The organism is Thermophilibacter mediterraneus (assembly GCF_900119385.1).
GTDB lineage: Bacteria > Actinomycetota > Coriobacteriia > Coriobacteriales > Atopobiaceae > Thermophilibacter > Thermophilibacter mediterraneus.
On record NZ_FPKO01000009.1, the window covers coordinates 296232 to 316599 of the forward strand.

The window sequence follows — 20368 nt, forward strand, 5'->3', positions numbered from 1 at the left end:
CGCCCGCTCGAGCTTCGTTGCTGCCTCGCGGCGCCCGGTGCGGGGCCGGGCGCCGCGAGTGGAGGCAGGGTCCTAGCCCTTGGCGACCCAGCCGAGGCCACCGAGGACGATGCCGATGACCAGCACGATGAAGATCGCCTTGGTCGAGGTCATGCCCTTCTTGCCGAGCAGCCAGTACACAAAGCCAACGAGCGCCGCCGGGATGAGCTTGGGGCAGATCACGTTGAAGATGTGCTGGAGGTCGACGGTGACGCCACCGAGGTCGATCGGGGCGGTGATGACGATGCCCACGTTGGTGGAGACAAGCGCGCCGACCATGAAGACGCCCATGACGGTGGCGGCGTCGGTGATGGCGTTGAGCTTGTCGGACATCGTGGTGACGAGCTTCATGCCCTGGTCGTAGGCGATGTAGGTCTGCTTGCAGCGGAACCAGTCGACCACGATGTTGACGGCGATCCAGATGAAGATGCCGAGCGGGTTGCCCTGCATGGCCATGTTGGCGGCGAGGGCGCCGAAGATCGTGGGCAGAAGCGAGCCGAAGATCGAGTCGCCGATGGAGGCGAGCGGACCCATGAGGCCGGTCTTCAGCGAGGCAACGGTCTCCATGCCGTCGAGGCCGTCGGTCTCCTCGATGGCGAGGTCGATGCCGGTGATGATGGTGTTGAGGAAGTTCGAGGTGTTGAAGAACGGCGAGCACTGGGTGCGGCAGGCGGTCTTCAGGGCCTCGGTGTTGTCCCCGTAGATCTTGCGGAGCTGCGGGAGGATGATCCAGAGATAACCGGAGTGCTGCATGCGCTCGTAGTTCCAGCCAGCCTGGAAGCCAACGAGGTTGCGGCGGTTGATCTGCTGGAAGTCAGCCTTGGTGAGCTTGTAGCCAGTGGTCTTAGAGCTCATCGTCGTCATCTCCCTCCATGCCGGCAGCAACAGCGGGCATAGCGGCCTGAGCCTGGTGCTGCTGGTAGTAGATGTAAGCCAGGGCGAAGCCGATGAGAGCGATCGTCAGCATGGACAGGCTGTTGTAGTCGCCACCAGCGATCTCGGCGCCAGCGGTGCCAGCAACCGTGGCCACGTCGCCAGCGACGCCAGCGATGTTGGTGAAGACGGTGCCGAGCAGGGCGGCGATGACGAAGCCGAGGATCAGGTACGCAACGTGCTTCTTGGCGGGCAGGTAGCGCAGCAGGATGGCGAAGCCAACGGCGGGCAGCATGCCACCGGCGACGGTCAGGCCGGCGCCGAGCCACGCGAAGTCGCCGTTGAGGGCGGTGGTGATGGCCTCAACCAGCGGCTGGCCGAAGGCGAGGGCCAGGAAGACCGGGATCATGCGGGACAGGCACCAGGAGACCGCGCCCATCCAGTAGTGGAAGTTGTACGCGTTCCAGTTCATCTTCTCGACGTCGGCGTCGCAGGCGTGACCCCAGAAGGTGTTGGCCATACGACCGAGGATGTCGGTGTAGACGAGGATCGCGGCCACGGGCACGCCGAGGGCGGCGAGTGCCTGCTCCGGGTCCATGCCGGCGCTCACGGCGAAGGCCGTGGCGATCAGGGTGCCGGAGTTGGCGTCGATGCGGGAGGCGCCGCCGAAGGTGCCGACGCCGAGGATGGTGAGCTGCATGCTACCACCGATGAAGAGACCAGTTGCCAGGTCGCCCATGACGAGGCCGGTGATGAAACCAGAGAACACGGCGGAGCCGGCGCTGGAGTACCAGTGCAGCTCGTCCATGATCTGGAAGCCAGCGTAGAGCGTAAGCAGAAGAATCTGCCACCACTGAATCATGGTTCTTTTCCTCCTTCTAACTTTCTCGAACTTCTCAAACCTTCACGCTATATGACTGCGGCGCATCTCCCCTCACCGCGTAGCGTCCGTGCTCGCCCTAGGCCTTGAAGGGCTCCGGGTTGTTCTGCGGGGTGAGCTGGATGACCATGGGAACGCCCATGGCCTGCAGCTCGTTCAGGGCGTCGACGTCGTCCTGGCCGCAGTTGATGTTGCGGTTGTAGGTCTTGACGATGTTCATCGAGGTGATGTTGCCGAGGATGATCTCGTCGAACTTGACGCCGGCCTTGGCCAGCTTGACGTAGACCTCGGGCTTCTTGACCACGATGAAGAGGCGCTGGGCGTCGTACTTGCCGGCGAGGATGTTGGCCGCGGCCTTCTCGACGGGCAGGACGGAGAGCTTGCAGGTGGCGGGGGTGGCCATGCGCAGGACCTGCTTCTGGGTGGCATCCTCGGCGACCTGGTCGTCGACGACCATGAAGCGGCTCACCTGACGGGCGTTCGCCCAGAGGTTGCCGACCTGGCCGTGAATCAGGCGGAAGTCAACGCGTGCTCCAACGATCATGCTACTCAACTCCTTCTTTCTCCAGGTGGTTGATGAGGGGCGCCGAGCGCAGGGAGATGGTGTCGCTCACGGTCCCCTCCGTCTCAAACAGCACGAGCTCGTTGACGCCGGCACGCGTCATGCCGTGGGGCACGTAGAGCGTGGCGATGGGACCGATCTCCCAGTATCTGCCCACGTTGGCTCCGTTGACAAACGCGACGCCCTTGCCAAAGCCCGTAGTGTCTATATAGGTGTCAGCCGGCTCGTCGAGCGTGAACTCGAAGCGCGAGAAGGACGGCGTGCCCGCCTCCCAGCCAGCGGAGTAGTCGATTGCCGAGACGTCCTCGAGCGACAGGCGCCAGGCCTCCCAGTCGAGCACGAAGTGAAGATCCACGCAGACGCCCGTGCGGATGCCCTTGCGCTGCGTGTCGGCGAGGAGCCTGTGGCCGTAGTTGACGCGACCCATGTTCTCGACGAGGACGTCGAGGCGGTTGGTGGGCTCGGGGAGCGCGTAGCGAATGTCCTCGCCGATGTGCTCCTGGTACTGCGTGGCGACGGGGACCCCGTTGACGAAGACCTGGGCGCGGTCGCGGCCGTCGATGACGCGGATGCGCTCCGGCTCGGCGGTGTCGCGCTCGACCTGGGTGCGATAGAGCACGTAGCCATAGGACTGGCCCATGTCCTCCATGCACTGCGGGTAGAGCGAGCGCACCGGGGCACTGTCGAGGGCAGAGAGGTTCTCGAAGAGCCCGGTCCGCGCCTTGAGCTCGATCTTCTCGGCGGGGACGCTGACGGCGGTCTTGACGAGCGGGTCAGCCGTCCAGTTGCCCGGGAAGAGGTCGCGCACCACGTCGCGAAGCTTGTGCCACTTCTCGGTGGGGTTGCCCTCCTCGTCGAGCGGGGCGTCGTAGTCGTAGGAGGTGACCTGGTGCAGGTCGTGGGTGTGGCGGGCGGAGCACCCATTCATGAAGCCGAAGTTGGTGCCGCCGTGGAACATGTAGAGGCTGATGGACCCGCCGAGCTCCAGCAGCTCGCGCACGCTGTCGGCGAGGTCCTGGGCGTCGCGGCGGATGACGTTCTCGCCCCAGCGGTTGAACCAGCCGTCCCAGAACTCCATGCACATGAGGGGCCAGTTCTTGCCGTGCTCCTCGTGGAACGCCTTGAGCTGGGCGAAGTTCTCGGCGGCGCGGGATCCGAAGTTACCGGTCGCGAGGACGTCGTCGTCGATGAGCGTGCCGGCGCGCAGGCAGCCGCGCCACGGCCCGTCGGAGGTGCACAGGGGCACGTCGACGCCGCGCGAGGTCATGAGGTCGCGGATGGCGCGCAGGTACTCCTTGTCCTCACAGTAGGAGCCGTACTCATTCTCGACCTGCATCATGATGACGTTGCCACCATGGGTGACCTGACGGTCGACCAGGGCCGGCATGAGCGCGTCGTAGTAGCGCGCCACGCACTCGAGGAAGCGCGGGTCGCGCGAGCGCGGGCGCATCGAGCGGTCCTCGAGCAGCCACGCGGGCATTCCGCCGAACTCCCACTCGGCGCAGATGAAGGGAGACGGGCGCACGATGGCCCAGAGGCCGAGCTCTGCCGCCTCGTCGAGGAAGCGCGCGATGGAGAGCGCGCCGGAGAAGTCGAACTCACCGGGACGCGGCTCGTGGAGGTTCCACGGGACATAGGTCTCAACGGTGTTGAAGCCCATGGCCTTGAGGTTGTAGAGGGAGTGGTGCCAGTCACTCGGGTGGACCCGGAAGTAGTGGACGGCCCCGGAGAGAATCCGGAAGGGCTCGCCGTCGAGCAGGAACTGATCACGAATCTCGAAGGTGTGCATCTTGCTCCTTGCTCGCACCAAGACCAACCGACCGATGACGCACGCCACCCCTCGGCGGCCCATTGCGCGTGCTAGCAACTATACACGTTCTCATCACGTTTGTCGCAAAATTGTGAAGATTCGTGTGAGCGGCATGTTTTTGCCGGTAAGCGGTGATTTCCGTTTTCGCAGGTAAATACCGGTGTTTTCTATCATGAATTTCAATAAACGCCAGTACAGGACCCTCGTAACTGGTAGTAACAACTCTATCACCTGTACCACTGGTACATATTCGAGTGAACCTGTCGGCCGATTGCGCCGCCGCCTCCCTCACGACCCCGACGCGACGGGATATGATTACGAAAGCCGTGTGACCGCCGTCCGACACACACCGTCAAGAAGGAGACGCCATGATCTCTACCGTCACGCTCAACACCTCCATCGACAAGGCCTATCAGCTCGCCTGCCCGCTCGTGGACGGCACGGTCATGCGCGTCGCGACCTGCATCGACAACGCCGGCGGCAAGGGGCTCAACGCGGCGCGTGCCGTGGCGACCTGCGGCGAGAAGATCGTGGCCACGGGCTTCGTGGGCGGCAACAACGGCCGGCTGCTCTGCGAGCTGCTCGACAAGGACGGCATCGAGCACGACTTCGTGCAGGTCGCCACCGAGACCCGCTGCTGCATCAACGTGCTCGACCCCGAGGGCGTCTCGACGGAGTTCCTCGAGCCCGGGCGGCCCGTGACGGAGGCCGAGGTCGCAGCGGTGAAGGAGAAGGTCGCCGAGGTCGCGGCCCGCGCCGACGTGGTGACGTTCAACGGGTCCGCCCCGGCAGGCACCGGCGAGGGCATCTACCGCGAGCTCGTGGAGATCGTGCGCGCGGCGGGCAAGCCGGCGATCCTGGACACGTCGGGCAAGCTCCTCGTCGAGAGCCTCGCGGCGCGCCCGACCATGATCAAGCCCAACACCGACGAGATCTGCGCGATCCTGGGCAAGAAGCCCGAGTCCATCGACGAGATCGTGGCCGCCGCGCGCGAGGTGCACGAGAGGCACGGCATCGAGAAGGTCGTGGTGTCGCTCGGCGGCGACGGCTCGGTCATGGCCTGCGCGGAGGGCGTCTTCCGCGGGCGCGCGCCCAAGATCGACGTGGTGAACCCCGTGGGCTCCGGGGACACGATGGTGGGAGCCTTCGCCGTGGCGATGGCGCGCGGCATGGCCGTCGAAGACCAGCTCGCCTATGCGATGGCCTGCGCGAGCGCCAACTGCCTCACGGCGTCGACCGGCCACTTCGACATGTCCGTGGCAGAGGGGCTGCGCGCCCAGACCACCGTGGAGCGCGTCGCGTAGCGTGCAAAGGGGACAGGCACTTTTGCACGGCCGCGGGCGCTGGCGATTGTGTGGCACAAGTTTTATGCCGCTGACTCGAACACCCTGAAACCCCGCCCGGCGAGAAGAACGAGCTGCTAAAACGTTCTTCTCGCCGGGCGATCACTTGCGTCATAGGGCTATAGCAGCTCAGCTACATAAAAGATGTCCCACACAACGGCGGATTCTTGTCGTGAAGACGCGTCGCACGGACGCAGGGAATCGTCCTGCCACACAACCATCGAGTTCAGGGATGCGGTATTGAACTAGTCCATCGAAGGGCGACCAGTTCCCGCCGCGCGCAGCTCGAGGCGGGCCGAGAAGCGCGGCGGCTCGCGCGTGACGTCAACGGAAAAGCGCGCCCCCATGGCCTCGGCGAGCGCGCCCACGACAGCAAGGCCCAGGCCCGAGCCGCGAGCGGTGCGCGACGGGTCTCCCTGGTAGAAGCGGTCGGTCAGGCGCGCGGGGTCGAGCGCAGCGGCAACGTCGGCGTCCACGGGGTTCTCCACCGCAAGCGTCGCGCCCTCCACGCGCACGCGCGGCGAGCCCGACCCGTGCGCAAGGGCGTTGTCCAGCAGGTTCGCCACCACGCGGGCGAGCGCGTCCGGCGCGGCGAGCGCGTCCGCGGCGTCCGCGAGCTCCACCACGGGCTCCCAGCCGCGCGCGGCGAACTCCTCGTAGCGCGCGGCGAGCGCGTCGGCAACGGCGAGCTGCAGGTCGCAGGGCACGAGCTCGGGCTCCCAGGACGGGTCGGCCGCGCGGGCGTAGGCAAAGAGGTCGTCCACGAGCACCCGCATGGCGGCGAGGCGCTCCTCCGCGCCGTCGAGGCAGTGGTCCGCCCGCGCCGCGTCGTCCGCGCGGCGCGCGAGCTGCAGGTAGCCCTGCGCACCGGCGAGCGGGGTCCGCAAGTCATGGCTGAGCGCGGAGAGCTGCTCGCGGAAGCGCTCGTCGTCCGCGCGGCGCGCGAGCTCGCGGTCCCGCGCCGCGTCGAGCGTGCGGTCAATCGCAACAGCAAGCGCGGCCACCTCGCTATCGGCCGACTCCAGGCGCGCGCGGGCGATCGGGGCGGCCTCGTGGTCCTCGAGCATCGCGGTGAGCCGGGCGAGGTCGCGCGTGCGGGCGCGCCCGCGGGCCACGAGCCACGCGAGCGCGCCCAGGGAGGCGAGAAGCGCTATGGCGAGCAGCGCCGTCACGTCACACCGTCCTTCTCGCCAGCAGAAGGCGCGTCAGGCCGAAGAGGGCCGCGAGCCACACGAGCGGGGTCACGAAGGCCGGCACCAGGTCGAGCGGCATGAGGCTGGCTCTCGGCGCAAAGGAGACGCCCGTCGTGAGGCCCTCGGTGGGCATGAGCGCGCCCACGGCGTCGAGGATCCGGGCCTGCTGGAGCGTAACCTCGCCGTCGGGGACCAGGGCGACGATCGCCATGTGGAAGAGCACGTAGAGCACCGCGAGCAGGGCGACCGTGGCAAGCGCGCTCGGGCTCCTCACGAGCGCGCCCACGAAGAACGCGAGCTCGCAGGCAACGAGCACCGTGAGGATGCCGGCCGCCAGGCGCAGTGGCTCGTGCATCTGCGGCGACGCCACGATGCGCGACGCCCCCGGCACGAGCGCCCCGCCGAGCAGGTCGAGCGCCGCCGTGGCCGCAACGAGCGCAATCGCGACCACGGCGACCATCACGAAGCGCGAGGTGGCGTAGCGGGCGCGCCCGCCCTCGGCCTCGCAGGAGCTCCGCAGGGCACGACCGCGCTGGTCGAAGGCCGCGATGCCGGCGGCGGAGAACACGTAGGCGGCGAGCGTGAGCTTGTCGCGCAGGATGGAGTCCTGAAGGCCAAAGCTCACGCTGCCCTGCGCAACCCCCACCAGGGTCCACGCCCAGCGCACCACCACGAGCGCGAGCGCCACCCAGACATAAGGATTGCGGACGAGCAGGTAGAACCCGGAGCGAAGCTGATTCCTCATGATGACGCCCCTTTCAGACGGCCCTTCTCGCCCAGAGGCGACAGGAGAGCGCGGAAGCGACAGCAACGTAGACGAGCGGCAGGGCGACGGAGCGCAGAGGGTCCACCACGGCAAAGCTCTCCACGAGCGGGTAGAGCAGCACCGCGCGCAGGCCGTCGAGCAGCGCACTTCCCAGTTCCTGCGAGAAGAGCTGGGCGACCATGACGGGAAGCATTTGAACGAGAAGCCCGAGGATGCCCGCCGAGACCGCAAGCGAGATGAGGAAGACCCCGCCCATGCCCCGCTCGCGCCGGGAGGCCCAGGTCAGGAGCATGGCGATCGCGGCATACGCCCAGGCTACGAGCACGCGCACGCCAATGACGCCCACGAGCTCCGCCAGCGCGTCGGGGTGCCCCACGTAGACGCCGGGAAAGACGAGCAGCACGGCAGCAACAACCACCGCCCAGAGCATGAGCGCGACCGAGACCACGCCCGCCAGGACCGCGCGCGAGGCCACGTAGCGCAGCCGGCCGCGCGGGGCGAGACAGGCCGCGCGCAGGCCCCCGGACGCAAGGTCATGCGCGACGAGCCCCGCCATCGCGAAGCTCGCCCCAAAGTTGGCAGCGCCCACGGCGCTCGCAAGCACGGACTCGAAGGTGATGGGGCTGACCCCCGGGATGAGGGTCACCAACGCGGAGGCGAGCGGCAGCAGCGCCGTAATGGCCACCGCACCCTTGAGGTACGCGTCGTGAAGCAGCAGGTAGAGCGCTGCGCGAAGCTGGTTTCTCATGAGGACCGCCCCCTCCCGGGAGCGCTCGCGTCGCCGGCCGCGCGCGAGGGCTCGCGCCCGTCGATGATGCGCACGAGCTCGGCCTCGAGATCGGGGGCGCTCACCGAGAGCTCGCTCACGGCAACTCCCGCGGAAAGAAGCGCCTGGGACAGCACGCGGCGGTCCGGCTCGCCGCCGCCCGGCGCCGTCACGCGCAGCGCGCCGTCGGGAAGCACCCGCACCGTGAGGCCCGGGAGCTCCTCGGCGAGCGCCGCCACCGCGCGCTCCGGCGCGTCCACCCGCAGCGTGAGGTAGGTGGCGCAGGCGTCGGCGAGCTCGCCCTCCGTGAGCTCGCGCACGAGGAAGCCTCCGCGCATGATGCCGTAGTGCGTGCAGACGCGCTCCAGATGCGAGAGCACGTGCGAGCTTATGACCACGGTGACGCCGCGCTCGCGGTTGAGCCGGGCGAGAAGGTCGCGCAGGGCCGCCGCGCCCGTGGGGTCGATTCCGTTCAGCGGCTCGTCGAGCAGCAGGATCTCCGGGTCGCCGAGAAGGGCGAGGGCCACGCCGAGTCGCTGGCGCTGGCCGGTGGAGAGGTCGTCGACGTAGGTGCCGCGCGGCCAGAGGACGCGCCGGCGGCCGTCGCCGGCGTCACGGGCACCGAGCCCCACGAGCTCGAGCACCTCTCGGCACGCCGCCTTGGGGTCGGGCAGGCCAAGGATAAGCGCACGGTTCATGAGGTTCTCGAAGGCGTCGAGGCGCCCGTAGACGGCCGGGGCCTCCACGAGCACGCCAAGGCGCGGGTCGGACTCGCCGGGGCGCAGCTGGCGCCCGCCCACGCAGACGGTCCCGCGGTCCTGCGGCGTGAGACCGGACACAAGCTTGAGCAGGGTCGACTTGCCCGCGCCGTTCTTGCCCACGAGGCCATAGACGGAGCCGGCGGGCACGTGCAGGTCCACGTCCAGCACGGCCCGCACGCCGCGGAAGGACTTCGACAGTCCGCTCGTCTCTATGGCGTTGATGCTCATGGGGCCTCCCCTCGCCGTCTTTGTCTCAAGCGTACGCGGGGAGTTTCGAGAAAGGCTTCAGAAAGCTACAAGACTTTGACAAGAACGGGCCTGCGCCCGTGCCCACTCCTACGCCTGCGCGCGGAGCTTGAAGCCGATGCCCCAGACGGTCTGGAGGTAGTCGTCCGTGCCGCTCGCGCGCAGCTTGGCGCGCAGGTTGCTCACGTGCGTGGAGATGGTGCGCTCGTCGGCGAGCGCCTCCTCGTGGCGCACGAGCTCGAAGAGCGCCTGCTTGGTGAAGACGCGGCTCGGCTCGCGCATCAGGGCGGCAAGGATGTCGAACTCGGTGCGCGTGAGGCGCACGGGCGCGCCGTCCACGGCAAAGGAGCGCGCGTCGGGGTCGAGCTCCCAGCGGCCAAAGCGCAGGGCGGCCGGGGCGGCCGGTGTCTCGCGTCCGCGCAGCTGGACCTCCACGCGGGCGAGCAGCTCCTCGAGGTCGAAGGGCTTGACCAGGTAGTCGCTCGCCCCCAGGCGCAGCACGCCCACGCGGTCGGCGAGCGCCCCCTTGGCCGAGGTCACGATCACCGGCGTATCCACGCCCGCGGCGCGCAGGCGCCCGATGAGCTCCTCGCCCGGGACGCCCGGCAGCATGAGATCCAAGATCACGAGGTCGAAGGGAGCGCCCTTTTCGCCCGCGCGCTCCGCGGCGAGAAGGGCCTCGGTACCCGAGAACGCCGGCACGCACGCGTAGCCCTCGTCCCCGAGGAAGGTGCAGACCACCTCGGAGAGCGCGGCGTCGTCCTCGACCACGAGGACGCGGGGGATGTCTCGAAGCTCGTTCATGGGACTAGTATAGGGTCGCGCAGGGAGGGACCTGTACCACTTTGCCCGCCGTCTGGGTGACAGCCCATCTCGGCGCAACGTCACGCGCGGCAAAGTGCCTGATATTTTTTAGAAGAGAGGCCCTCTCGGGAGGGCACCCCTCGCCGGATGCCCTTTTCCCCACCCAGACCTCGGCGAAAATGGAACACCGGCTGAGCCCCTACGCCTTGAACGGCCAGTCGCCCGCCGCCAGCGCCTCGATCGCGGCGGCAACGGCGTCGTCCTCGCAGGCGCCCACGTGCCAGCGCGCGGCCGCAGCGGCCTCCGGCGTCGCGCCCGCGACGGCCACGGAGTGCCCCGCGGCGGAGAACATCGACAGGTCGTTGTCGGCATCCCCGAAGACCACGACGTCCTCGAGCGCCACGCCCAGGCGCTCGGCCATCCAGCGCACCGCGGCGCCCTTGTTCCACCCGCGCGGCATGATGTTGGAGTAGGTGGGCATGGCACGGTCCACGTCGAACTCGGGGACCTCCGCGTTGAGGCGCGCCACGAGCTCGGTCGCCGCGGCCTCGCCGGCACCGGTGAAGACGTTTGCCTTCACCACGGGGAAGTCGGGCAGCTCGCGCGTCACGCGACAGCGCTCGGCGTAGGCGGGGAAGTGCGTCGCCAGCACGTCGAGCTCGCCCTCCACCAGAAGCGGCGTCGCGTCGTCAAAGCAGACGAGCCCCGCGCCAGGGGTCGCGGCGACGATCGTGCGCAGGTGCTCAAGCCCCGCCGGCGCGAGCGTCTGCTCCATGACCTTCTCGCCCCCGAGGTAGACCTGCATGCCGTTGGTGGCGAGCGCCGTGGCGCAGCACGCCGCGTCACCGCCGAAGAACTCGGGAATCCACGCGTAGCCACGCCCGCTCGCCGGCCCCACCCAGATCCCCGCGTCGATTGCCACGTGAAACGCAGCCACCGTGCGCGCAGAGACCTCGCGCCTGCCGCGCGGCAGGATGGTCCCGTCGATGTCCGTGAGAATGAGCCTGACCGACATGAAGCCCCCGTTCGCCCGTTGCGTGTCCCGCCAGCTCAGTATAGGACGCGACAGCCCCGATCCGCCGCGTCGGCCGCGACGATGCCCTCGGGGTCCGCGTCCATGACCACGGCCTCGACCCCCTCGAGCGTGCCGAACCACAGAAGGCCCGGCGCACCGACCTTGCTCCGGTCCATGAGCACGAAGGTCCGCTCGGCGCAGCCCAAATAGGCCCGCTTGAGCTCAGCCATGTCCTGGTTGTTGGTCATGAGGCCACGTCCCGGCACGTAGGAGGTGGGCGTCACGAAGGCCTTGTCCGGGTGCAGCATCTCGAGCGTGCGCATGGCGAGCGGCCCCGCCGTGTAGCGGTGCCCCTTGCGAAGGCTGCCCCCGAGCATGATGACGTCGAGCGAGGGTGCGGAGCGGTCCACGTAGTCGGCGATGGTGAAGTCGTCGGTGACCACCGTGACGCCGTTGCGCCCGGAGATGGCGCGCACGAGCTCGAGCGCGGTGGTGCCCGAGTCGACGAGCACCGAGTCGCCGTCCTCGACGAAGGGGGCCGCGAGCCGCGCGATGGCACGCTTGGCCTCGGCGTTCACGTTGACGCGGCGATCTTGCACCGAGACGGTGAGCGTCTTGGAGAGCGAGACCGCGCCGCCGTGGGTGCGGCGCAGCTTGCCGTCGCGCTCGAGGGCGTCGAGGTCTGCGCGGGCCGTCACGCGGCTCACGCCGAAGGCCTCGGCGAGCTGCGCCACCTGCACCGACGTCGTACGGTCGAGCATGGAGAGGATGGCGGCGCGCCGCTCCTCGGATGACATTACCATGACGTCCGCCCTTCTCGCCCCCAGCGAAGCGCAGGTCCGATTGTGTAGGGTTTGTGGTTCTCTTTCCTTTCCTATAAACAAGATATCGCACTTCTTTTGTTTGCGTTTTGGAAAGCGAGAAGAGACGGCGCGCGCCCACGGACAAAAGAGGCGCGCTCGCGCAGGAACGTCCCCTACCTTTGCTTTCCCTTCTCGCCGCCGCTCGCCGCGGGCGCGGCGCACGCGGCGCCGCCCGGCACGTACAATGGCCTCGTCGTTCAGGTTCAGCGAAGGGAGCTGCCCATGCTCGTCACCACCAAGGAGATGCTGCTCGACGCCCAGGCCGGCCACTACGCCGTCGGCGCGTTCAACGTCGAGAGCCTCGAGTTCGTCATGGCCGTCGTGAAGGCCGCCGAGGAGCTGCGCTCCCCCGTCATCATGCAGACCACGCCGGGCACCGTGAAGTACGCCAACCTCGACTACTTCGCCGCCATGTGCAAGGTCGCCGCCGAGCAGGCCAGCGTGCCCGTGGCCATCCACCTCGACCACGGCGACGGCTTCGACCGCTGCGTCCAGGCCATGAAGGCCGGCTACACCTCCGTCATGATCGACGGCTCCCACGACACCTTCGAGGACAACATCGCGCTGACCGCCTCCGTGACCAAGGTCGCCAAGCCCCTCAACATCCCCGTTGAGGCCGAGCTCGGCAAGGTCGGCGGCAAGGAGGACGACGGCCCGGCCGTGGAGGGCGAGAACCCCTACACCGACCCCGACGAGGCCCGCGAGTTCGTCGAGCGCACCGGCTGCACCTCGCTCGCCATCGGCGTGGGCACCGCGCACGGCGTCTACACCGAGACCCCGCACATCGAGCAGGACGTGGTGCGTGCCATCCGCTCCGTCGTGGACGTGCCCCTCGTGCTCCACGGCACCTCCGGCGTGCCCGACGACCAGGTCGCCGAGGCCGTCAAGAACGGCATCTGCAAGGTGAACTACGCCACCGAGCTGCGCCAGGCCTTCATGCGCGGCTTCATGGGCTTCATGGGCGAGAACCCGGGCACCTTTGACCCCAAGAAGGCCAACAAGCCCGGCATGGAGGAGATCACCAACCTGGTGAAGATCCGTATGACCAACCTCGGCTCGGTCAACAAGGCCTAGTCGAGCGGGAGGACGCGGGCCTCGTCTCGTCGCGCCGGCACGTCACCTGACGACGGCGGGCGACTCGACCCAAAACGAGCGGGCGCGGGCGCACGGAGGTAGGTGCGCCCGCGCCCTTTTTGCCCCGCGTCCGGCCAGACGGGGTGCCGTGCCGCCGCTACGCCGCGGCGGGAAGCTCGTCCTCGTGCGCGAGGGGGTCGTCGACGGGCGCGTCGAGCGACGCGCGCACCTCGAGCCAGCGCTCGTGCGCCCACACGGAGCCGCCCATCCCGAAGGCGGCGAGGGCGTCGTCGAGCGGGAGCCCCAACAGGAAGCGCAGCGACTCGAGGTCGCGGCAGACGCCGTGCGCCTCGATCAGAAAGGCGCGCCACGCCCTGAGGTCACGAAGCTCGGACACGCTGACACTGTGGTTGTTTCCTGCCATCCCTGCTCCTCTCGTTGGGTGCTGACGTGGTCATTTTCCAGCGAGAAGAACAATGTAACTAGGCAGCTTGCTGCCGTTCGATATCTCAATCCTGCCATCTCGAACGGTACTCACGAGGCGTGCAGCCCATGGCGGCCCGGAAGACCTGACCGAAGTGGCTCGCCGTCCCCAGACCGCTCATCTCCCCCACGGCCGCAATGGGGCGCGTGGTATGCGCGAGCATACGGCATGCCTGCTGGATGCGATAGTCGCGCAGGTACTGGGCGGGCGTGACCCCAAGCTCCTCCCTGAAGGTACGGTGGCACTCCCGCTCGCTCGCGAACGCCGCGGCGGCGACGTCCGCGACCGAGATCCGCTCCGCATAGTGACGCCCCACGAAGTCCAGCATCGCCCGCAGACGCTCCTCGCGCGGCCGGGGCATCTCGGCGGGCCCCTCGGAGAGCCGGGGCCGGGCGAGCTCGACGAAGTCCAGCCAGACCTCGGAGAGCTCGTCGCGCAGGCGCAGCTCCCACCCGTCCCCCTCGCCCATCGCGGTCTCGAACGCCCGGTACATGCGGTCGCGAACCCCCGCGCAGTCCCCCTCGCCCGGCGTGACGACCAGCAGCTCGATCGACGTGGCACTGACGAGCGGCTCTACGCAGCGACGCCACACGCGGCTCCCCCGCTCGGCGAGAAACTGCGGGCGAAACAGGTGGATCAGGAGGTTGACGTCAGGGGCCCCGTCCGTCGCGTGCGTCATGTGGAGGACGTTGGCATTGACCATCCCCACGCTCCCCTCGGGCAGCGTCAGCCGCTCGTGCGGGGTGGCGTAGTCGACGGTGCCCTCGAGCACGTAGAAGAGCTCGAGCTCCTGGTGCCAGTGCCAGGGCGCCGTCCGCTCGTGATAGCGGTCGTGCTGGGAGAGCACGGAGAGGTAGGGGAAGTCCTCCGAGATGTCGTCGAGCACCTCCTCGCGACCGCCGGGACGCGTCTCGATGTGGTCGAAGCTGCGCATCTGCGCCCAGAGACAGCCCTGTACGAGCGGCATGATCATCCCCCAAAAAACGAAAAGGGGCCCGACGCTCGGCGCCGGACCCCAGACGTGACGCTATGACCCTGCGCCGGGCGCGGCTAGGCCTCGCTGATGCCGGCGTTGACGAGCTCGGCGACCTTCTCGGCGCTGTCGGCCTCCTGGACGCCCGTGCGGAAGCCCTCGTCCATGAGCTGCACGGCGACCTTGGAGAGCAGCTGGAGGTGCGTGGTGCCGGCCTCGGCCGCGGGGGTCAGGATGGCGATGGCGCAGGTGATGGGGGCGTTGTCCATGGAGGCCCACTCGACGCCCTCGGCGAACTTGACGACGATCATGCCGGCCTTCGTGATGGCCTCGCTCTTGGCGTGGGGGATGGCGAAGCCGCCCGTCATGCCCGTGGTGCCCTCGGCCTCGCGAGCCTTGAAGGCCTCGTAGACGCCGTCGGCGTCAGAGGAGAGGCCCAGCTCGACGGCCTTGTCGGCAAGGAGGCGCAGAGCCTCGTCGACAGAAGCGGCGCTCTGGCCGAAAACGACGTTGGACGCGGGAACGAACTCGCTCATCATGACCCCCTACCTGGACGACCGCGGCCGCCCGTAGCACAGTATCCAAAAACAGGTAGATATTACCACCACTTTCAGGCGTGACGCCGAATTTCCCAACCTCGGGCACCGCCCCGTCAGGCGCCCGCCCCCTGCTCGCAGCGCAGGCGCAGGGCCTCGAAGGCGCAGCCGTACATGGCCGCCTGGTTGCCGAGGCTCGCCGCCTCGATGCGCGCGGCGCGGCAGGGCTTCAGGGTGTAGTGGTCGAAGCGCTCGCGCAGCGTGGGCGCAAACGTGTCGAACGCCCCGGCGACGCCGCCGCCGATGAGGTAGAGCTCCGGGTCGACGATGCAGGAGATCTGGGACATGGCGAGGCCGAGGTAGTCGCACATCTGGTCGACGGCGAACTTGGCGCACTCGTCGCCCTTCGCCAGCGCGCCGAAGACCGACAGCGTGTCGGTGGCGTGCTCGACATGAGCGGGCTCCACGCCGCGCCGCTCGCACTCGGCGAGGTAGGCGTGCACGATGCCCTGTGCGGAGGCGTACTGCTCGAGGCAGCCGCGACGCCCGCAGCCGCACACCCGCGTCTCCTCGCGGTTCACGGTGACGTGCCCGGCCTCGCCCGCCGCGCCAAAGGCGCCGGCGACGAGCCTCCCGTTGGCGATGACGCCGGCGCCCACGCCGGTGCCCACGGCAATGACGACGCAACTCGTGACGCCCTTCGCCGCTCCGACCCACATCTCGCCCAGGGCGGCGGCGTTGGCGTCGTTCACGAAGGCGACCACCGCCTCGGGGAAGGCCTCCTTGAAGGCGGCGACGAAGCCCTTGGGGTCGAGCTCCACGTTGGCGATGATGCCAAGTGTGCCGTCGTCGTCGACGGGGCCGGGGACGTCCAGGCCGCAGGCGATGACGTCGGCGGGAGCGGCGCCGTGATCGGCGAGCAGCTGGGTGATGGCGCTCGTGACCGTGGCAAACGCCTCGGGGCTCACCAGCTCGGGCGTGGGGACCTTGCGGTCCTCGAGCAGCTCCCCATCGGGCGTGAACAGGCCCGCCTTGATGCTCGTTCCGCCAACGTCAATGCCAAGAACCGCCTCCATGGGAGCTCCCTTCGCCGTGCGGGCTCGCCCGCTCTCGTCTGTGCATCACAGGATGATACGTGCCCCCGACGCCGTTGTGGCCATCTTCTGCGCGGGCGGGTCGCGGCGTCGGCGGACGGGTACACTGAGGACACATGACCAAGCGTCCCGAGGAGCACCCATGGCAGAAACGAACCCCGGTCACATCAACGCCGCCCTCTCCAACCCCCGCGCCGACATGGAGGCGCTCGACGCCCTCGAGCGAACGCTCTTCTCGCTGAACTACGCCCTCGGGGAGATCGGGGGGCTCGGCCCCGTGATCGATCCCCCCAAGGCGACCGCCCAGCGCGGCGAGGCGATGGCCGCCCTGCAGCAGATGCTCGTCGAGGCAATCTGCGACCCTGCGGTCGGCCCGCTGCTCGAGCGCCTCGAGGAGCAGCCCGAGCTGCTCGGGGAGACCCGCATGGCGCAGGTCAGGGTCCTCAGGCGCGACCGCGCCTCCCTCGTCGACGTCCCCGCCGAGGAGCAGGCCGCGTTCAGCCGCCTCACCGTCGAGGCCAACGACGTCTGGCGCCGCGCCAAGGCGAGCAACGACTGGGCCTCCTTCGAGCCCTACCTCGACCGCATCGTCGCCGCCATGAGGCACATGGCGGCGTGCAAGAACGCCGAGAAGGACCCGTACGACGTCTGGCTGGGCGAGTTCGAGTGGGGAACGGACCGCGCCTTCTACGACCGGTTCTTCTCGCAGGTGAAGAGCTGCGTGGTCCCGCTCCTGGCCGACTGCGTGGCGAGTCGGCACAAGCCGAGCCGCTCCTGCGTGGAGGGCGTCTTCGACGAGGAGCGCCAGTGGCGCCTCGCCGAGGACCTCGCGCGACTCGAGGGTCTCGACGAGGGCGCCCTCTGGATCGGGCGCACGGAGCACCCGTTCACGTGCGGGCTCAGCCGGGACTTTGTCATCGTGACCGGGCACGCCTACGCCGACGACGTGCTCTCCAACACCTTCTCCATCCTCCACGAGGGCGGCCATGCCCTCTACGAGCAGAACGTCGACGAGGCGTACCGCATGACCTCGCTCGCAAGCGGCACCTCCATGGGCATGCACGAGGCCCAGTCGCGCTTCTTCGAGAACCTCGTGGGCCGCTCGGAGGCATTCGCCGAGCCGCTGCTCGCCGTCCTGCGACGCCACTTCCCGGGACAGTTCGGCCGCGTGACCGCCCATCAGCTCTACCTCGCCGAGAACTGCGCCGAGCCCGGCCTCATCCGCACCGAGGCGGACGAGCTCACCTACCCGCTCCACATCCTCGTTCGCTACGAAATCGAGCAGCTGCTGTTCTCCGGGGAGGCGACGGCGTCCGACGTCCCGCGCCTCTGGGCGGAGAAGTACAGGAGCTACCTCGGCGTCACCGTTCCCGACGACGCCCACGGCGCCCTGCAGGACACCCACTGGTCCGACGGGTCCTTTGGCTACTTCCCCACCTACGCGCTCGGCTCGGCGTTCGGGGCGCAGTTCAAGGCCGCCATGGTCGCGGGCGGAATGGACTTCGACGCCGTGTGCGCCTCGGGCGACCTCACCCCCGTCCGCGACTGGCTGCGCGATCGCATCTGGCGCTGGGGTCGCGCCAAGGACTCCGCCGAGCTCGTCGAGGCGGCGTGCGGCGAGCCGTTCTCGGCCACGTACTACACGGACTACCTCACCGAGAAGTTCTCGGCCATCTACCGGTTGTAGTGCAAAAGGGACAGGCACTTTTGCACGCTTTTGCACGGGGAGTGACATGCGAGCTTTGATTCAGCGCGTGGAGAGCGCGCAGGTTGAGGTGAATGGCTCTGTGGTGGGAAGCTGCGGCGCGGGCTACCTCGTGCTGCTGGGCGTCGCCCCGGCCGATGACGACGCGCTGGCCGAGCGCCTCTGGCGCAAGGTCTCCAGCCTGCGCATATGCGCGGACGAGGAGGGCAGGACAAACCGCTCGCTCCGGGACACCGGTGGCGACGTGCTCGTGGTGAGCCAGTTCACGCTCTATGCAGACGCTCGACGCGGCAACCGACCGTCGTTCACCGGGGCGGCCGCGCCCGAGCTGGCAGAGCGCCTCTACGACCGGTTCTGCGACCTCGCCGAGGCGGAGCTCGGAGCGGGCCGCGTCGGGAGGGGCGTCTTTGGCGCGGACATGCGCGTGAGCCTCGTGAACGACGGGCCCTTCACCGTCATGCTCGACACCTCCGAGCTCGGCTGGGACGCGTCAACCTCGGCTTGAGGCCGGGCGGGCCCGCCCTGCGCCTTGCTATGATTGGACGAGCACGCATCCCCGTCAGAGAGGCCCGCGCATGAAGATCGTCGACGAGTTCAAGGAGTTCATTGCCCGCGGCAACGTGATGGACATGGCCGTCGGCATCATCGTCGGAGGCGCGTTCACCTCCATCGTCAACTCGCTCGTGAACGACATCATCACGCCCGTCATCCAGCTCGTGACGGGAGGCAACTCGCTCGCGCCGAGCCTCGTGATCGCCGGCGTCAACTTTGGCAACTTCATCGGTCAGGTCATCAACTTCCTCATCATCGCGCTCGTGGTGTTTCTCATGATCAAGGGCATCAACACCATGCGCGACAAGATGGAGGCGCTCGCCGGCAGGAAGGCCGAGGGAGACGGCGCCGAGTCCGCGCCCGCCGCCCCAACCTGCCCGTACTGCCTCGAGGAGGTCAAGCCCGGAGCCACCCGCTGCCCGCACTGCGGGGAGCGAATCGAGGCCTAGGCTCGCGACGCCGCCCGGCTGCCGCCACCGCGCGCAAGACGCGAACGGCCCCCGCCCGAGGGCGGGGGCCGGAGCCCAGACGGTTCGTGCGGCACTCCCCTACGGCAGGCGCGAGGTCACGAGCGTCATGTCGCCCTCGAACGCAAGATCGCCGCAGCCTGCGGGCGCCAGGAAGTGCGTGCCCAGGCCGATCTCGTGCTTCACGCCGGCCTCGGAGGCGCACACGGTGCCGGACCCCTCGATCACGCTCACGCACAGGAAGGGCCACGGCTGCGCCACGCTCTTCTCGCCCTCGACGCGCACGCGGTCCACGACGAAGTTGGGGCACTCCATGAGCTCGGTCACGCCATCGACCTCGGGGGCGCTGACCTCGCCGGACGCAGGCGCGACCATGTCGTAGTCCACCACGTCGAGGCTCTGCTGGATATGCAGCTCGCGCGGCTTGCCGTCATCGCCCACGCGGTCGTAGTCGTAGACGCGATAGGTGACGTCGGAGGACTGCTGGGTCTCGAGGATCAGCGTGCCGCCCTGGATGGCGTGCACGGTGCCCGGCTCGATCGGGAAGAAGTCCCCGACGTGGCAGGGCACGAGGTTGAGCATGTCGTCCCAGCGACCCTCGTCGATCATCTGGGCGAGCTCGGCGCGGTCGTGCGCGCGCTGCCCGATCACGATCTTGGTGTCGGGGTCGACGGCCAGCACGTACCAGCACTCGCGCTTTCCGAGGCTGCCGTTCTCGTGCTCGGCGGCATAGGCGTCGTCGGGGTGCACCTGCACGGAGAGGTTGTCCTTGGCGTCGATGATCTTGACCAGCAGCGGGAAGCGGTCGCCCTCGACGCCGCCGAAGAGCTCGCGGTGCTGGTCCCAGAGCTCGGAGAGGTGCAGGCCGTCCCACGCGCCGCCCGAGACGACGCAGTCCCCGTTGGGGTGCGCGCTGATGGCCCAGCACTCGCCGATGGGGCCGTCGGGAATCTCGTAGCCGAACTCAGTCTCGAGCTTGCGGCCTCCCCAGATCTTCTCGTGGAAGATGGGCGTCGGGAAGATGAGGTCGCGCGTGGTGTCAGCCATGGTCGTCCTTCCTGCTCTGGGCTCCTCCTTGGACCCCCACGGGTGGGCGGCCCCCTCACATCTTAGTCGGTTTTCGCGCGATGGCGCGACTCGTCGCGGAGCGGCTCGTCCAGTCGGTGGAAGCGCTCGCAGACGTTCGAGGTGCGCAGGTACTCGTGACCGAAGGGGTCCACGAGGGGAACGAGCCCGTCGACGTCCTCCGCGAAGCGATCCTCGGGGCTCGTGTGGACGTGAGGGTTACCCAGAGTGAAGCCGCGGCTGCACGCCCCCTGGTAGAGACCCGACTCCTCGTTGACGACGAACGACGAGTACGCGCAATCCGAGCAGTGAAAGCCCATGGGGACCCTTTCCTCGCCCGCCCCGCGCCCAACGGCCTCGCGGCCCCGGCGCGCGTGCGGCCCTGCCGATACACCGATATCCAGATGGTACCCCAACGCGAGCGGCCCCATCCCGGCGGCAGATGGCCCCGGCGTGCACGCCGGGCGCGAGACGTGGATACTGCAAGGAGACGTGAC

General features: G+C 68.6%; 22 protein-coding genes. 5 read left to right on the forward strand and 17 right to left on the reverse strand.

All coding sequences use genetic code 11. From position 1 onward, the window contains the following. Positions 1-72: 72 nt before the first annotated feature. From BQ7106_RS06215 to BQ7106_RS06230, 4 genes are all read right to left on the reverse strand, one after another. On the reverse strand, positions 73-903 hold the full coding sequence (locus BQ7106_RS06215; RefSeq protein WP_072373064.1) for a PTS system mannose/fructose/sorbose family transporter subunit IID: 831 nt from the start codon (positions 901-903) through the stop codon (positions 73-75). Beyond that, positions 884-1774, reverse strand: a complete 891-nt coding sequence (locus tag BQ7106_RS06220) for a PTS mannose/fructose/sorbose/N-acetylgalactosamine transporter subunit IIC (protein WP_072373068.1) — start codon at positions 1772-1774, stop codon at positions 884-886. Before BQ7106_RS06220 ends, BQ7106_RS06215 begins: the two co-directional genes overlap by 20 nt. Before the next feature lie 97 nt (positions 1775-1871). After that, positions 1872-2336 carry a PTS sugar transporter subunit IIB gene (locus BQ7106_RS06225; RefSeq protein ID WP_072373072.1) on the reverse strand — a complete coding sequence of 155 codons (465 nt, stop codon included), beginning with the start codon at positions 2334-2336 and terminating at the stop codon, positions 1872-1874. A gap of 1 nt (position 2337) precedes the next feature. Continuing rightward, a complete protein-coding gene (locus tag BQ7106_RS06230; RefSeq protein ID WP_072373075.1) occupies positions 2338-4143 on the reverse strand; it encodes a glycoside hydrolase family 35 protein in 1806 nt (601 codons plus the stop codon). A gap of 389 nt (positions 4144-4532) precedes the next feature. Here BQ7106_RS06230 and BQ7106_RS06235 point away from each other — a divergent pair, with 389 nt between their 5' ends. Beyond that, the gene (locus BQ7106_RS06235) at positions 4533-5468 is read left to right on the forward strand and encodes a 1-phosphofructokinase family hexose kinase (protein WP_072373078.1); all 936 of its coding nucleotides are present in this window, start codon (positions 4533-4535) and stop codon (positions 5466-5468) included. Between the two features lie 284 nt (positions 5469-5752). Here the strand turns inward: BQ7106_RS06235 and BQ7106_RS06240 are convergent, their stop codons facing one another. From BQ7106_RS06240 to BQ7106_RS06270, 7 genes are all read right to left on the reverse strand, one after another. Next, entirely contained in the window at positions 5753-6679 is a 927-nt protein-coding gene (locus BQ7106_RS06240) for a sensor histidine kinase (RefSeq protein ID WP_072373081.1), read from the reverse strand. A gap of 1 nt (position 6680) precedes the next feature. Continuing rightward, positions 6681-7445: a hypothetical protein gene (locus BQ7106_RS06245; protein ID WP_072373084.1), complete on the reverse strand. Its 765-nt coding sequence runs from the start codon at positions 7443-7445 to the stop codon at positions 6681-6683. A gap of 13 nt (positions 7446-7458) precedes the next feature. Next, positions 7459-8214: a hypothetical protein gene (locus BQ7106_RS06250; protein ID WP_072373087.1), complete on the reverse strand. Its 756-nt coding sequence runs from the start codon at positions 8212-8214 to the stop codon at positions 7459-7461. After that, positions 8211-9221 (reverse strand): ATP-binding cassette domain-containing protein, encoded by a 1011-nt coding sequence (locus BQ7106_RS06255; RefSeq protein WP_083526943.1) that lies wholly within the window; start codon positions 9219-9221, stop codon positions 8211-8213. The genes BQ7106_RS06250 and BQ7106_RS06255 overlap by 4 nt, the downstream gene beginning before the upstream one ends. Positions 9222-9329: 108 nt before the next feature. Further along, a complete protein-coding gene (locus BQ7106_RS06260) occupies positions 9330-10043 on the reverse strand; it encodes a response regulator transcription factor (RefSeq protein WP_072373090.1) in 714 nt (237 codons plus the stop codon). Between the two features lie 199 nt (positions 10044-10242). Then, positions 10243-11058 (reverse strand): HAD family hydrolase, encoded by an 816-nt coding sequence (locus BQ7106_RS06265; RefSeq protein WP_072373095.1) that lies wholly within the window; start codon positions 11056-11058, stop codon positions 10243-10245. A gap of 35 nt (positions 11059-11093) precedes the next feature. Beyond that, on the reverse strand, positions 11094-11861 hold the full coding sequence (locus BQ7106_RS06270) for a DeoR/GlpR family DNA-binding transcription regulator (protein ID WP_072373098.1): 768 nt from the start codon (positions 11859-11861) through the stop codon (positions 11094-11096). Between the two features lie 282 nt (positions 11862-12143). On the opposite strand from BQ7106_RS06270, the gene BQ7106_RS06275 reads away from it, so the two are divergent. Beyond that, positions 12144-12995, forward strand: a complete 852-nt coding sequence (locus BQ7106_RS06275) for a class II fructose-bisphosphate aldolase (RefSeq protein ID WP_072373101.1) — start codon at positions 12144-12146, stop codon at positions 12993-12995. Between the two features lie 157 nt (positions 12996-13152). Here the strand turns inward: BQ7106_RS06275 and BQ7106_RS06280 are convergent, their stop codons facing one another. The 4 genes from BQ7106_RS06280 to BQ7106_RS06295 form a co-directional block, all read right to left on the reverse strand. Beyond that, on the reverse strand, positions 13153-13419 hold the full coding sequence (locus BQ7106_RS06280) for a hypothetical protein (protein WP_072373104.1): 267 nt from the start codon (positions 13417-13419) through the stop codon (positions 13153-13155). Between the two features lie 85 nt (positions 13420-13504). Further along, positions 13505-14446 (reverse strand): AraC family transcriptional regulator, encoded by a 942-nt coding sequence (locus BQ7106_RS06285; protein WP_159431275.1) that lies wholly within the window; start codon positions 14444-14446, stop codon positions 13505-13507. Between the two features lie 83 nt (positions 14447-14529). Continuing rightward, positions 14530-14988 (reverse strand): PTS sugar transporter subunit IIA, encoded by a 459-nt coding sequence (locus BQ7106_RS06290; RefSeq protein ID WP_072375385.1) that lies wholly within the window; start codon positions 14986-14988, stop codon positions 14530-14532. A gap of 116 nt (positions 14989-15104) precedes the next feature. Beyond that, the gene (locus tag BQ7106_RS06295) at positions 15105-16064 is read right to left on the reverse strand and encodes an ROK family protein (RefSeq protein ID WP_072373107.1); all 960 of its coding nucleotides are present in this window, start codon (positions 16062-16064) and stop codon (positions 15105-15107) included. Between the two features lie 160 nt (positions 16065-16224). Between BQ7106_RS06295 and BQ7106_RS06300 the strand changes: the two genes are divergently transcribed. The 3 genes from BQ7106_RS06300 (at position 16225) to mscL (ending at position 18788) form a co-directional block, all read left to right on the forward strand. Continuing rightward, positions 16225-17769, forward strand: a complete 1545-nt coding sequence (locus tag BQ7106_RS06300) for a carboxypeptidase M32 (RefSeq protein WP_072373111.1) — start codon at positions 16225-16227, stop codon at positions 17767-17769. Between the two features lie 46 nt (positions 17770-17815). Next, positions 17816-18292 carry a D-aminoacyl-tRNA deacylase gene (gene dtd, locus BQ7106_RS06305; RefSeq protein WP_072373114.1) on the forward strand — a complete coding sequence of 159 codons (477 nt, stop codon included), beginning with the start codon at positions 17816-17818 and terminating at the stop codon, positions 18290-18292. A 70-nt stretch (positions 18293-18362) separates the two neighbouring features. After that, positions 18363-18788: a large conductance mechanosensitive channel protein MscL gene (gene mscL / locus BQ7106_RS06310; protein WP_072373117.1), complete on the forward strand. Its 426-nt coding sequence runs from the start codon at positions 18363-18365 to the stop codon at positions 18786-18788. A gap of 99 nt (positions 18789-18887) precedes the next feature. Here the strand turns inward: mscL and BQ7106_RS06315 are convergent, their stop codons facing one another. Both BQ7106_RS06315 and BQ7106_RS06320 read right to left on the reverse strand, forming a co-directional pair. After that, positions 18888-19853: a type I phosphomannose isomerase catalytic subunit gene (locus BQ7106_RS06315; RefSeq protein WP_072373120.1), complete on the reverse strand. Its 966-nt coding sequence runs from the start codon at positions 19851-19853 to the stop codon at positions 18888-18890. Positions 19854-19915: 62 nt separating this feature from the next. Further along, complete coding sequence (locus BQ7106_RS06320) at positions 19916-20191, reverse strand: hypothetical protein (RefSeq protein WP_072373123.1); 276 nt, start codon at positions 20189-20191, stop codon at positions 19916-19918. Positions 20192-20368 lie beyond the last annotated feature (177 nt).

Excerpts from the sequence above, each read along its gene's own strand:
- BQ7106_RS06215 (WP_072373064.1), bottom strand. The coding sequence starts at position 903 with ATGACGACGATGAGCTCTAAGACCACTGGCTACAAGCTCACCAAGGCT.
- BQ7106_RS06220 (WP_072373068.1), bottom strand. The coding sequence starts at position 1,774 with ATGATTCAGTGGTGGCAGATTCTTCTGCTTACGCTCTACGCTGGCTTC.
- BQ7106_RS06225 (WP_072373072.1), bottom strand. The coding sequence starts at position 2,336 with ATGATCGTTGGAGCACGCGTTGACTTCCGCCTGATTCACGGCCAGGTC.
- BQ7106_RS06230 (WP_072373075.1), bottom strand. The coding sequence starts at position 4,143 with ATGCACACCTTCGAGATTCGTGATCAGTTCCTGCTCGACGGCGAGCCC.
- BQ7106_RS06235 (WP_072373078.1), top strand. The coding sequence starts at position 4,533 with ATGATCTCTACCGTCACGCTCAACACCTCCATCGACAAGGCCTATCAG.
- BQ7106_RS06245 (WP_072373084.1), bottom strand. The coding sequence starts at position 7,445 with ATGAGGAATCAGCTTCGCTCCGGGTTCTACCTGCTCGTCCGCAATCCT.
- BQ7106_RS06250 (WP_072373087.1), bottom strand. The coding sequence starts at position 8,214 with ATGAGAAACCAGCTTCGCGCAGCGCTCTACCTGCTGCTTCACGACGCG.
- BQ7106_RS06255 (WP_083526943.1), bottom strand. The coding sequence starts at position 9,221 with ATGAGCATCAACGCCATAGAGACGAGCGGACTGTCGAAGTCCTTCCGC.
- BQ7106_RS06260 (WP_072373090.1), bottom strand. The coding sequence starts at position 10,043 with ATGAACGAGCTTCGAGACATCCCCCGCGTCCTCGTGGTCGAGGACGAC.
- BQ7106_RS06265 (WP_072373095.1), bottom strand. The coding sequence starts at position 11,058 with ATGTCGGTCAGGCTCATTCTCACGGACATCGACGGGACCATCCTGCCG.
- BQ7106_RS06270 (WP_072373098.1), bottom strand. The coding sequence starts at position 11,861 with ATGGTAATGTCATCCGAGGAGCGGCGCGCCGCCATCCTCTCCATGCTC.
- BQ7106_RS06275 (WP_072373101.1), top strand. The coding sequence starts at position 12,144 with ATGCTCGTCACCACCAAGGAGATGCTGCTCGACGCCCAGGCCGGCCAC.
- BQ7106_RS06280 (WP_072373104.1), bottom strand. The coding sequence starts at position 13,419 with ATGGCAGGAAACAACCACAGTGTCAGCGTGTCCGAGCTTCGTGACCTC.
- BQ7106_RS06285 (WP_159431275.1), bottom strand. The coding sequence starts at position 14,446 with ATGCCGCTCGTACAGGGCTGTCTCTGGGCGCAGATGCGCAGCTTCGAC.
- BQ7106_RS06290 (WP_072375385.1), bottom strand. The coding sequence starts at position 14,988 with ATGAGCGAGTTCGTTCCCGCGTCCAACGTCGTTTTCGGCCAGAGCGCC.
- BQ7106_RS06295 (WP_072373107.1), bottom strand. The coding sequence starts at position 16,064 with ATGGAGGCGGTTCTTGGCATTGACGTTGGCGGAACGAGCATCAAGGCG.
- BQ7106_RS06300 (WP_072373111.1), top strand. The coding sequence starts at position 16,225 with ATGGCAGAAACGAACCCCGGTCACATCAACGCCGCCCTCTCCAACCCC.
- dtd (WP_072373114.1), top strand. The coding sequence starts at position 17,816 with ATGCGAGCTTTGATTCAGCGCGTGGAGAGCGCGCAGGTTGAGGTGAAT.
- mscL (WP_072373117.1), top strand. The coding sequence starts at position 18,363 with ATGAAGATCGTCGACGAGTTCAAGGAGTTCATTGCCCGCGGCAACGTG.
- BQ7106_RS06315 (WP_072373120.1), bottom strand. The coding sequence starts at position 19,853 with ATGGCTGACACCACGCGCGACCTCATCTTCCCGACGCCCATCTTCCAC.
- BQ7106_RS06320 (WP_072373123.1), bottom strand. The coding sequence starts at position 20,191 with ATGGGCTTTCACTGCTCGGATTGCGCGTACTCGTCGTTCGTCGTCAAC.